We start from the raw sequence: 12,167 nt of genomic DNA, 5'->3' as shown, positions 1-12,167 counted from the left end.
TCACCTCAACTCCATATGCTTGGCCCGCAGCTGACCACAAGCGGCAGCGATATCATGGCCTTGTTCACGACGGATGGTCACATTGACCCCCTTATCTGCTAAAGCACGTTGAAATTTGAAAATGTCATTACGCGATGTGCGGACATATTTCCGCTCCGGCACATGGTTGACTGGAATCAGATTGACAAAACAGTTCATATCCTTGATCACATCTGCCAACTCTTCCGCATGCTCAACCTGATCGTTCACGCCGCCAATCAGTGCATATTCAAAGGTGATGCGACGCCCGGTCTTGGCTTGATAGTAACGGAGCGATTCGATCACATCATCGAACGGGAAGCGGCGGTTTACCGGCATGAGCTTGGAACGCAGCTTATCGTTCGGCGCATGAATCGATATCGCCAGATTGATCTGCGTATCCTCTTCCGTGAACTTATAGATGTTCGGCACAATTCCGCTCGTCGAGACGGTAATGTGACGCTGGCCGATATTCAATCCTTTTTCGTGGATCATCGTGCGCAGAAACTTCATCGTCGCCTCGTAATTCTCAAATGGCTCGCCCGAGCCCATGATGACGATGCTGCTCACCCGTTCTCCGGTGTTGTCGAGGATTTTCTGAGCTTGTACGACTTGAGCAATAATCTCGCCTGCGGTCAGGTTACGCTTCAGTCCACCCAGCGTAGATGCACAGAATGTGCAACCGATCCGGCAGCCAACTTGTGTCGTTACACAGATGCTGTTGCCGTAATTATGTTTCATGATTACCGTCTCGATCGCATGATCGTCATGGAGACCGAACAGGAACTTTACCGTCCCATCCTTCGACTCCAGCTTCGTAATCTCCGTCAACGTAACAAAGCTGAACGTCTCCGTCAGCTTAGCCCGCAACTCCTTGGACAGATTCGTCATCTCTTCAAAATCGTTAACACGCTTCACATAGAGCCAGTCATAGATCTGGGAACCGCGAAAAGCAGGCTCTCCATTCTCTTGCGCCCACCCCTGCAGCTCCTCCAGTGAATAATCATATATAAAAGGTTTCATCTTCTCAACTCACACACCTGTCTATTACATTCATATGCATCTCATTTTTCATTCTTTCTATTTTAACATAAATAAAAGAGACGGTAAAAGAGGAAAACCCGCCGGTATGGCGGGACACGACTATAGTCATAAGCAAGCAGGGACCTCTTAAGGGTTGTGCTTGCGAAGTCTTGCAATGTAAAACCCGTCACTATGATAGTGCTGGGGGAGAATTTGAATGCCGCCCGCACGGACCAACGACCGTTCCGCCAGCCGTCCAAGCGTGCCAAGGCCGTCCTCCGCGATGCCATAATCCGAGTGGCTATCCAGGAAAGCGGTAACCACGCCTTCATTCTCCTGCGGCTCAATCGTGCACGTGCTGTAGATCAGTATCCCGCCAGGCCGGAGCAAGCGGGAGACGGACTCCAGCAACTGCAGCTGCAGCGCGGCAATCTCCTTGATATCCTGCGGCGTTTTCCCCCATTTTAGATCAGGTTTCCGCCGAATAACACCCAGACCGGAGCAGGGAGCATCCAGCAAAATCCGATCAAAAGACGCAGGTTCATACTGCAAACCCAATTGCATGGCATCGCCGGTTACCACCTGGACGCTGTTCAGCCCAAGCCGCAGCGCCTGGTCTGTGATCAACTTGCCTTTATGAGCGTGAATATCGTTAGCCACGATATGGCCATCGTCGTTCATCAGCTCCGCCATGTGAGTGGTCTTCCCGCCGGGAGCAGCGCAGCAATCCAGCACCTTCATGCCCGGCTTGGGCGCAACCGCCTCGGCGACCAGCATCGAGCTCTCATCCTGGATCGAGATCATCCCATCTCGATACCAATCGGTAAGCGCCATATTGCCGGCCCCCTTCACCACGATTCCATACGGACTCAAGGGTGAAGGCTGGGCATCCAGACCGTTGTCGTTCAGCTCTATCAGCATGTGCTCGCGGCTGATCATGGTCGTATTAACCCTGATGCTGACAGCCGGTGGTTCATTGTTGGCAGCACAGATCGCCTCGGCGGTTTCCACCCCGTACTGGGATATCCAGCGCTCTACAAGCCACTCTGGATGAGAATGCAGCAGAGAGATTCGTGCTGCCGCGGGCATATCGCCTTGAATAACCAAGCTATCCTTCTGACGCAGCATATTCCGAAGCACCCCGTTCACCATACCGGAGATCCCTTGATGACCGCGGCGCTTCGCCAGATTGACCGCTTCGCTCACTACCGCATGATCCGGTATGCGATCCAGATATACAATCTGATACAGCTAAGCCGAAGCAGCGCCCTTACCCATGGCTGAAGCTTGCCAATTCCTTTATTAACGGACTTATCCAAATAATAATCAAGGGTGTTAAGGCGCGAGATCGTACCGTAAACCAGTTCCGTCGCAAGCCCCGCATCATTCTTCTCAAGCCTGGACTTCTGAATAGCCGAGTTGAGCAGGAGATTGCTGTACGCGCCCTCCTGCTCTACCTGTGTCAATACATCCATCGCCAACTCTCTCGGGGAGGACTGGCGACTCTTGGAGTGCCGGTTGCCGCCGCTCACGTGAGCACCGTCCCTACCGTCAAGCTTGTCCCGCGCATGAATTGTGCCGCATCCATCGCTTTCTTGCCGCTCGGCTGCACGGTGAGCAAAGTCAATGTGCCGTCGCCCGTCTTGACGACAACACCCTGCTCATCAAGCTTAAGCACCGTACCAGTCTGGACATCGACATCATTTGATGTCCATTGTCCCGCTCCCGGTTTAGCCGCCGCCCACACTTTAAACACATCCCCGTTCCAGAGCGTAAAACCACCGGAATACGGAACCAGTCCGCGAATCTGATTGTAGATCTCACGAGAAGTTCGCGACCAATCAATCTTCTCGTCCTCCCGGCTCAAATTCGGGGCATACGTCGCTTGCGCCTCATCCTGAGCCTCGGCTTTTACCTTCCCCTGCACGAGTCTAGGGAGTTCTCGTTTCAGCAACTCGGCTCCGGCAAGGCTCAGCTTCTCAAACATCGAACCCGCCGTGTCCTCGTCTTCGATTGCGACCTCCGACTTGGCGATCATGTCGCCGGTATCCAGCCCTTCGGCCATATACATCAGCGTAATGCCGGTTACAGCCTCTCCATTGATGATGCTGCGCTGAATCGGCGCCCCTCCCCGATAAGCGGGGAGAAGCGAGCCATGCACGTTCAGACAGCCAAGTGCCGGCAGTTCCAGTACGGACTTCGGCAGAATTTGACCATATGCAGCGGTAACGATTAAGTCGGGCTTATATTCAGCCAGCTCAGCTACGGCCTCTGGGCTGCGCAGACGCTGAGGCTGCAATACAGGAATACCGTGCCGGACCGCAGCCTCCTTGACCGGAGTCGGAGTCAGCACTTTCTTGCGTCCCTGAGGACGGTCAGGCTGGGTAACCACGGCCGCGATAGAATAGCCTTCGGCAATGAGCATCTCCAGGCTAGGCACAGCAAAGACAGGTGTTCCCATAAATACAATCTTCATCGATTTTCCAACTCGTTTCTTGGCTGCTCGGGTACATATTCGTATACCCGCTCAGCGATTTCGGTAAATAATACCCCGTTCAGATGATCGATCTCATGCTGGAATGCACGGGATAGAAGTCCTGTTCCGGTAATAATCAACTCGGTTCCTTCCCGGTCAAGCCCTTTGACCGTCACTTTCTCGGCGCGACGCACATCTCCATTCCAACCAGGAATACTCAGACAGCCTTCGGGTCCGAACTGCTCGCCTTCACTCTCTATGATTTCAGGATTGATCATCTTGATCAATCCGACCTCGTCACCCGCATCAATGACAATCAGACGCTTCAGTATACCAACCTGCGGTGCGGCAAGACCGACGCCATCCGCATCATACATCGTATCAGCCATATCATCCAGAAGCTTCTGGACGTTAGGCGTTATCTTGGTAACTTCCTTCGCCCTTTTATGAAGAACCTCATCCGGTTCTTTAACGATAATTCGAATTGCCATATTAACGACACCTTCCTTGTGCTTTTCATCATTATATGCAGGATTACATCAACATTTGCGGATCTACATCCATGCTAATCTGAAGTTTACCGTCTCGCACCGAATCCTGAAGCCCTTCGGCAAGTTCACGAATCAGCGAGACGGCATCCATACTCCCCCGCCATTTTATCATACATTGAAATCGGTATCTATTCTTTAAGCGCGGGATAGGCGACGCCACGGGGCCAAGTATATCCAGCGCATTGGCATCAAATCGGTCAAGACTGCCAAGCCATCCCCGCTGGCGAGCTTCATGTTTGACATCCGCTGCAAAGTTCTCGGCGATTCGCACAAGCAGCGGAAGCTGCTCATGCGACAACGTTACCAGAATAAGTCGGCAGTACGGGGGATAGTGCAGTGCTTTACGATGCTTCAACTCATCTCGTACGAATGATAGATAATCATGTCCGCTTGCATGGATAATCGAATAATGCTCAGGAGTATAAGATTGGATCACCACTTCTCCTGGAAGCTGATGGCGCCCCGCTCTTCCCGCTACTTGGGTAAGGAGCTGAAACGTCTTCTCGGCAGCCTGAAATCGGGCAGGTTCAACGCCGAATCAGCTGTAATGACCCCTACGAGCGTCACGTCCGGGAAGTCAAGCCCTTTAGCCACCATCTGTGTTCCCAATAGCACATCGGCCTTCTTCTCCCGAAATTGCTTCAGCAATTTCTCATGGGAGCCTTTCTCTGTCGTGGTATCCACGTCCATCCGAATGACGCGAATGCCCGGGAATAGCTTGGCCAGTTCTTCTTCCACCGCTGCGTGCCCGTGCCGAAATAACGTATATGCTCACTGTCGCAATCCGGACACACCTCCGGCGCCTGTGCGGCATAACCGCAATAATGACAGCGGAGATTGTTGGATTTCTGATGATACGTCAAAGAGATATCGCATTCCGGACAGCCTGCCACATACCCGCAACTGCGGCACATGACAAACGTTGAATACCCTCGCCGGTTTAGTAGCAGTACAATCTGCTCCTCACGTTCAAGCCGTGCCGCAATTCCCTCGTGCAGAGACCGGCTGAACATCGAGCGATTCCCTTCACGCAATTCTTCCCGCATATCTACAATTTGTACCTCAGGCAGCTTGTTGCCAAGCGCCCGGGTTGGCATCTCCAGCAGCATTGGGGCAAAATCATCATTGGACTGAGACCTGGCCGCATAATAGCTTTCAAGTGAAGGCGTAGCCGATCCTAATATGACCGCCGCACCAGACATAGCCGCACGCTGAATCGCTACGTCACGGGCGTGATACTTCGGCGTCTCCTCTTGCTTATAGGAAGTTTCATGCTCTTCGTCCATGATGATGAGACCAAGACGATCAAACGGAGCAAATACAGCTGATCTTGCTCCAACTACAACCGAAGCGCGGCCTTCACGAATTTTGCGCCACTCATCGTACCGCTCGCCATCCGACAAGCGGCTGTGCATTACGGCCACGCGATCTCCAAATCGTGCCTTGAACCGCTCCACCATCTGTGGGGTGAGCGAGATTTCCGGCACGAGCACGATCGCTTGTCGCTCCTGTTCCAAAGCACGCTGGATGGTCTGCAGATAGATCTCAGTCTTGCCGCTGCCAGTCACGCCATGCAGCAGAAATATGCCATGTCGTCTCTCATCCAGCTTGTGCACGATGTTGCGATATACGGCCTGCTGCTCAGCGGTCAACGCCAGCGGTTCACTAGGTTTAAAGTGCCTGCCTTTATATGGATCACGGAATACTTCAACATCTTCAATCACAACCAGACCCTTGTCGACTAATGCCTTCACGGTACCGGCTGTAACGCCAAGCTGTTGAAGCAACTCCTTCTGCGATATGGGGAGAAATGGCTCAATCTCAACCAGATGCTGGAGCACTTCTCGCTGACGCTGGGCTTTCGCGGGGAATGCATCAAGCTGCTCTTTTGCTTCTACAATAGAAACAGCCAGCCCCACGGCCTTCATGGTCTTCTTCTGTAACTTATCCTTGATCTGCTGATGTTCACGAAGACGACCGCGACTGACTAATGATTTAATGTCACCCGCATTATCCGGATAAGCCTTGTTAACTGCTGCAAAGAGACTTCGCCCTTACTCCCAACGTAAGCGAGGATTTGCGCCTCCCACTCGCTCTCAGGCAGCAGTGCCAACAGATCGTCAGCTCCCCGCGTCTCCGATTCCGTCTCTCCCAGCGACACATACCGCTCCGCCTTACCTTTCAGTGCGGTGGGCAGCATCGACTGCAGTGCTGTAATGTGACGGCACGCATAACGATCCCGCATCCATTCACCTAACCGAATCAGTTCAGAGGACAAAGGCGGCATAACATCGAGCACTTCCTGAATGGCCTTCATCTTGGCCGTCTCCATCTCCGGCCGCGGATGAACAGACACAACAAAACCTTGCAGCGTCCTGTGACCGAACGGAACACCGACCCGGCTGCCGACCTCAATCCACGGCCGCAAGTGAGCTGGTATCAAATAATCAAAGGGGCGGTCCGTGTCCTTCGACGGTACGTCCACAATGACGCGCGCCATTTCCATTTCAATCGCCGTATTGATTTCCATTAGGATGACCTCCGGCCCAAACGTTCGGCTGCCAGCTTCAACAACTGCTCCGCTACTTCCTCCTTGGCCATAAGTGGAAGGTCCAGCACCAGCCCTTTCGCATCATATATCTGAACACGATTCGTCTCCGTCCGAAAGCCCGCACCCTCTTGCGACACGTCATTGGCAACCAGCAGGTCGCAATTCTTGCGCTCAAGCTTCTCCCTGGCGAACGCTTCAACCGAGTTCGTCTCTGCGGCAAAACCAATCAAAAATTGCGAAGATTTCCGTTGACCCAGGTTCTCCAGTATATCTGTCGTCTTGACGAGTTCCAGCGTCATCGTCTCCCCCAGCTTCTTAAGCTTGGAGGTTGCGACTTGTGCAGGTCGATAATCCGCAACGGCGGCAGCTTTGATAACGATGTCACTGTCTGCAAATTGACGCAGAACCGCTTCATACATCTCCTCTGCTGAACCGACTCTCTCCACGTTCAGGTCGGCGGGCGGCGCCTCATCGGTGTGAGCGGCGATCAGATGGACGTTCGCTCCGAGCTGCTTCGCCACCTTGGCAATGGCAAAACCCATTTTGCCAGAGGAATCGTTCGTTATATATCGCACAGGATCGATCCGTTCAATGGTTCCGCCAGCGGTGACCAGCACTTTTTTTCCGTGTAGGAGGTTCGCCTCCATGGAATGTCTCCGCCCTTGTCCAATTTGACAGCAGGCTCCGAATTCCGTTCACTGAAGAACCTTTCGACGACCTCCACAATCGAATCCGGCTCTTCCATCCGTCCCTTGCCGATATATCCGCAAGCGAGCAGCCCTTCTCCCGGCTCTATCATTCCGACGCCGCGGGAGACCAACGTCTCCATATTGGCCATGACCGCCGGATGAGTGTACATATGCACATTCATCGCAGGGGATATCATGACCGGCGCCGTTGTTGCCAATAATGTGGTTGTCAGCATATCATCCGCTAGCCCGTGAGCCATCTTCCCAATAACATTCGCCGTTGCAGGGGCAACCAGTACGAGGTCTGCAAGATCGGCCAGATGGATATGGGAAACAACCGAGGGATCTCTCTCGTCAAAAGTATCACTATATACCGGGTTCTTGGTCAGCGTCTGCAGTGTCAGTTCCGTTATAAACTGCTTGGCGGACTCACTCATAATGACATGGACATCCGCACCTCGCTGAACAAGCCTGCTGCATAGGGTGGCTGCTTTGTAGGCAGCGATGCCGCCTGTAACGCCAAGTACGATGACTTTTCCGTTCAACATGACAATTCCCCCGCTTTCTTATTGATCCTCTTGCCCTATAGTTAAATATCTTCTCAAAAAATAACAACCTTACGGTTGTCACTTTTGGCGTACTTCTTCAATTAAGATGTCTTCGTAGAGAAACTAGTCTTCTCCCCGCTCAATCTTCACATAGTCACCATAAATTTCTTCCAGCGCGACGCCGACGTGCTTATGGGATTTTGGATTCTTGAGTTCGCTGACTCCGCCTTCGCGCAACTGGCGTGCACGGCGGGACGCCGCTACCACCAAAGAATATTTACTGTCTACTTTGTTCATCATTTCATCGATCGATGGGTATAACAATATCGAAGCACCTCTTCTCATATACTTGAACGTCAGGCCATCTATGAAAACCGACAGCTACTTTCTCACCTTACAATGTTCGGCTATAATGATAGATTCTATTCTCTCGCAAGCCAGATTGATTTCGTCGTTTACGACGGCATAATCATAATGCTGCAGCAGATTGATCTCATCAACCGCTATAGACATTCTGTGGTCAATCGTTGCCTGATTCTCCGTGCCTCGACCCTGAATCCGGTCCTTCAACTCATCGAGTGATGGCGGCATCAGAAAAACAAAAATTCCGTCAGGGAATTTCTCTTTTACTTTCAGCGCACCCTGCACTTCAATCTCGAGAATGATATCCTTCCCCTCGGCCAGCGTCTCTTCCACAAAGTCACGCGGCGTGCCGTAGTAATTCCCGACATACTCCGCATATTCCAGCAGTTGGTCGTGCTCAATCATATCCATGAACTGTTCGCGGCTCTTGAAGAAATAGTTGACACCATTAACTTCGCCAAGACGCGGCGAACGTGTCGTGGCTGATACCGAATATATCAGATCTGGAACGCGGCTGCGAAGCGCCGTGCAGACAGTTCCCTTACCTACCCCGGAAGGCCCGGACAATACAATCAATAATCCCTTAGACATAGTACTCCTCATCTTATTCGTCGTTGTCGTCATCTTTGCTGGACAGACGGTGAGCTACCGTTTCAGGTTGCACAGCCGATAAAATCACATGATCACTGTCGGTGATAATAACAGCCCGCGTCCTTCGACCGTACGTAGCATCTATCAGCATATGACGGTCCCGTGCTTCTTGAATAATCCGCTTGATCGGAGCCGATTCAGGGCTCACGATCGAAATAATGCGATTGGCCGAGACGATATTACCGAAGCCAATATTAATAAGTTTGATTGCCATAGTGCGGTGCTCCCCCTATACATTTGACTCTTATTTGCCGAGAAGCCGCAGTCACTCCACGTTGGCGGCTTGTTCACGAATCTTCTCCAGTTCCGCTTTCAGATCGACAACACGGTTTACCAGAGTCAGATGATTGGCCTTCGATCCAATCGTATTGACTTCTCTGTTCATTTCCTGAATCAGAAAATCCAGTTTACGGCCTACAGGGCTCTTCTGATAAAGCAGCTCTCTGCACTGTTCCAAATGACTGTTAAGACGAATTAACTCCTCGTCCACATTGGAACGTTCAGCAAACAGTGCGACTTCCATTCCGAATATATGTTCATCAACAGCAAGCGCTCCGTCATGGAGCGATTCGATCCGCTGTCGCAGGCGTCTTCGATAATCCTCCGTAACCCGCGGAGCCATCTCTTCCATCTCCCGGTGAAGCCGCTGCAGCCGATCCACTCTCCCTTCGATGTCCTTGATCAGGAAAGTGCCCTCTTTGCTGCGCATCTGTATTAATCCATCCAGCGCTTCCTCCAGACCTTGAAGCAGCGCATCGTTCCACTGCTCCTGCTTCGCTTTATCCATCGGAAACCCGTCTGGACTGATGAGGATATCAGGCAATGACAATATATCGCGCATCGCCAGATCTCCTGCCACACCATACGACTTCAATTCCTCGGCGGCCTTCAGATAAGCCTGAACCATCCCATGGTCCAGCACTGCGCGCCGGGACTCGCTGTTGTTCTCCTTGTTAATATATACGTCAACCCGTCCGCGTCCGATCCGTTTCTGCACAGCTTTCCGAAGTGAATCCTCGAAACAAGCCCATTCACGCGGCATTCGGAATACAACCTCACAATGCCGATGATTCACAGACTTCACTTCAAACGACAAGCTGTAGCCCTGGAAATCGACTGCAGACTGCCCATATCCGGTCATGCTTAATGACACACGGAACCACATCCATTACACTATTGTAATTGATAATTATTAATGAAACAAGGGGGTCGACCGTCGGCCTGACTTCTCCCACACGTACTCCATCAGTTGCACGCTCATTTCATAGAACATGAACGGCGTCATGATATAAATCCCGTTGAAATGTTCCGTTGCTACATCGAGCAGTTCTTTACCGATCTTGACGCCTTCAGCCCGGCCCACTTCCCCTTCAAGCCCAGCCATTCGGCTGCGCACCTCGTCAGAGAGCTGAATCCCCGGTACCTCATTATGCAGATATTCTGCATTACGTCCGCTTGCTAGCGGCATAATTCCGATAAAGATCGGAATGTCCAGATGCTTCGTCGCTGCTTTAAGCTTTACGATCAACTCCGGATCGTAAACGGGCTGCGTCATAATGTAGTCAGCACCAGAAGCAATTTTCTTCTCCAGCCGCCCGACCGCTTTGTCTAAATGACGGACATTCGGATTAAACGCGGCGCCGACAACAAACTTCGCTTTCTGCTTGAGCGGCTTGCCGGAGAAGGCGATCCCTTCATTCAATTGCTTAATCATCCGTATGATTTCGAATGAAGTCATATCATAAACCGAACTCGAACCCGGTAAATCGCCGAACTTTGCCGGATCACCGGTCACGGCCAGCACATGGTCGATACCAAGGGCATCAAAGCCCATCATATGCGACTGCGTACCGATAATATTGCGGTCTCGACAGGCGATATGGATCAAAGGCCTCAGCCCCGTGCGCGCCTGAACCAGATGGCCAAGCGCCATGTTGCTCATCCGGGTCACGGCGAGCGAGTTGTCGGCCAATGTCAACGCATCCGCCCCTGCTTTTTTCAGTGCTTCGGCGCCTTTCATGAACTTCCTTATATCCAGATCACGAGGAGGGTCCAGTTCAACGATTACCGTATGGCGCTCCTTGACGGTATCCACCAAAGTAGGTTCGCTCCCTGATGCGGAATGGTGAGGATCGTCATGAACACGTTCTTGAATCACGATCCGACGGGCTTCCTCCGGCTCAATAACTGGAAGCGCGGAGGGGATAAATCCGGCTAGTGCAGCTGATATTTCTGCAATATGCTCTGGAGTTGTTCCGCAGCATCCGCCAATAATTCTCGCCCCACGTTCCGCAAACGCAAGCGCCGTCTCGCCAAAATACTTCGGACTCGCTCCATACCGATACTCCCCATCGACATAATCGGCAATCCCGGCATTCGGATAGACCGAAGCAGGGAGATTCATGACGCCATTTAACGTCTCGAGCGCACGCATAATACCGTTAGGACCTGTCCGACAGTTAAAGCCGATCACGTCAGCACCCTCTTGATCCAATATGCGGTAGGCGTCCGGCATCGTAAATCCGTCCAATGTCCGTGCAACATCCTCTACGGCGAACTGACAAATAACAGGCAGGTCGCTATATTTACGAACTTGCGCCAACGCCAACTGAATCTCTTCAACATCGTAGAAAGTCTCCAGCAGAATGCCGTCAACGCCTTCGGACAGCAGCACCGTTATCTGTTCTTCGAAATACCGCTTCAGTTCATTCGTTGAGATATTACTTCTTCTACCTGCCCGAATGGAACCTACAGCACCTACGATGTATCCTTGTTCTCCGGCAGCTGCGCGTGCAATTCTCACGCCTGCTCGGTTAATCTCCTCTACCTTGCTCTCCAGGCCATACTTCGATAGTTTATCAAAATTAGCAGAGAAGGTGTTGGTCTCTAACAACCGTGCCCCCGCTTCGATATATTGGCGGTGTACGTTACCCACAACTTCCGGTGAGGTCAAATTCAATTCTTCATATGAGATTCCTACGGGAAAGCCTTTCTGATATAGATAAGTACCCATCGCGCCGTCACCGACCAGTACTTCATTCCCCAATATCTGACGCAGATTCGGTTTCATCGCGTTGTCCCTCCACCCGACGTTTATTTTCAATAAATGTATCACAAAACCTTCATAAAGATAAAGGGACAAAGAGGGTGTCCCAAAAGTTCTTAGATCTTGCGAGATGCCCTTCTTGCTGTTTGAAGACGTAAAAAAACCGTTCTTTGGTAAAATGGAGGTGCGACCCAAACCATTTACGAAAAGAACGGTTTAACCTGTACATTTAATATAGCATAGACCAACTT

At 51.7% G+C, this 12,167-nt stretch carries 8 protein-coding genes and 3 pseudogenes; all 11 read right to left on the bottom strand.

The window, feature by feature from the left end; translation table 11 throughout:
* Positions 1 to 1,041 carry a 23S rRNA (adenine(2503)-C(2))-methyltransferase RlmN gene (gene rlmN, locus JCM10914_RS01885; RefSeq protein WP_023956750.1) on the bottom strand — a complete coding sequence of 347 codons (1,041 nt, stop codon included), beginning with the start codon at positions 1,039 to 1,041 and terminating at the stop codon, positions 1 to 3.
* 147 nt (positions 1,042 to 1,188) lie between these two features.
* A pseudogene (gene rsmB, locus JCM10914_RS01880) lies at positions 1,189 to 2,516 on the bottom strand (16S rRNA (cytosine(967)-C(5))-methyltransferase RsmB).
* Between the two features lie 53 nt (positions 2,517 to 2,569).
* Positions 2,570 to 3,517: a methionyl-tRNA formyltransferase gene (gene fmt / locus JCM10914_RS01875; protein WP_023956744.1), complete on the bottom strand. Its 948-nt coding sequence runs from the start codon at positions 3,515 to 3,517 to the stop codon at positions 2,570 to 2,572.
* Positions 3,514 to 4,008 (bottom strand): peptide deformylase, encoded by a 495-nt coding sequence (def, locus tag JCM10914_RS01870; RefSeq protein WP_023956742.1) that lies wholly within the window; start codon positions 4,006 to 4,008, stop codon positions 3,514 to 3,516. Before def ends, fmt begins: the two co-directional genes overlap by 4 nt.
* Positions 4,009 to 4,051: 43 nt before the next feature.
* Positions 4,052 to 6,574 (bottom strand): annotated as a pseudogene (gene priA, locus JCM10914_RS01865) (primosomal protein N').
* A gap of 23 nt (positions 6,575 to 6,597) precedes the next feature.
* Positions 6,598 to 7,856, bottom strand: a pseudogene (gene coaBC, locus JCM10914_RS01860) (bifunctional phosphopantothenoylcysteine decarboxylase/phosphopantothenate--cysteine ligase CoaBC).
* 123 nt (positions 7,857 to 7,979) lie between these two features.
* Complete coding sequence (gene rpoZ / locus JCM10914_RS01855; protein ID WP_023956728.1) at positions 7,980 to 8,180, bottom strand: DNA-directed RNA polymerase subunit omega; 201 nt, start codon at positions 8,178 to 8,180, stop codon at positions 7,980 to 7,982.
* Between the two features lie 57 nt (positions 8,181 to 8,237).
* Positions 8,238 to 8,810, bottom strand: coding sequence for a guanylate kinase (gmk, locus tag JCM10914_RS01850; RefSeq protein ID WP_023956726.1), 573 nt, complete (start codon positions 8,808 to 8,810; stop codon positions 8,238 to 8,240).
* Between the two features lie 13 nt (positions 8,811 to 8,823).
* Positions 8,824 to 9,084 carry an extracellular matrix/biofilm regulator RemA gene (gene remA / locus JCM10914_RS01845; protein ID WP_006209218.1) on the bottom strand — a complete coding sequence of 87 codons (261 nt, stop codon included), beginning with the start codon at positions 9,082 to 9,084 and terminating at the stop codon, positions 8,824 to 8,826.
* Between the two features lie 51 nt (positions 9,085 to 9,135).
* Positions 9,136 to 10,023, bottom strand: a complete 888-nt coding sequence (locus tag JCM10914_RS01840) for a YicC/YloC family endoribonuclease (protein ID WP_023956724.1) — start codon at positions 10,021 to 10,023, stop codon at positions 9,136 to 9,138.
* Positions 10,024 to 10,062: 39 nt separating this feature from the next.
* Positions 10,063 to 11,940, bottom strand: a complete 1,878-nt coding sequence (locus JCM10914_RS01835) for a bifunctional homocysteine S-methyltransferase/methylenetetrahydrofolate reductase (protein WP_023956721.1) — start codon at positions 11,938 to 11,940, stop codon at positions 10,063 to 10,065.
* Between the last annotated feature and the right edge of the window lie 227 nt (positions 11,941 to 12,167).

Source organism: Paenibacillus sp. JCM 10914, from assembly GCF_001315105.1.
GTDB lineage: Bacteria > Bacillota > Bacilli > Paenibacillales > Paenibacillaceae > Paenibacillus_AQ.
The sequence above is the reverse complement of the archived record's forward strand: the minus strand, read 5'-3'. Positions and strand labels throughout refer to the sequence as shown.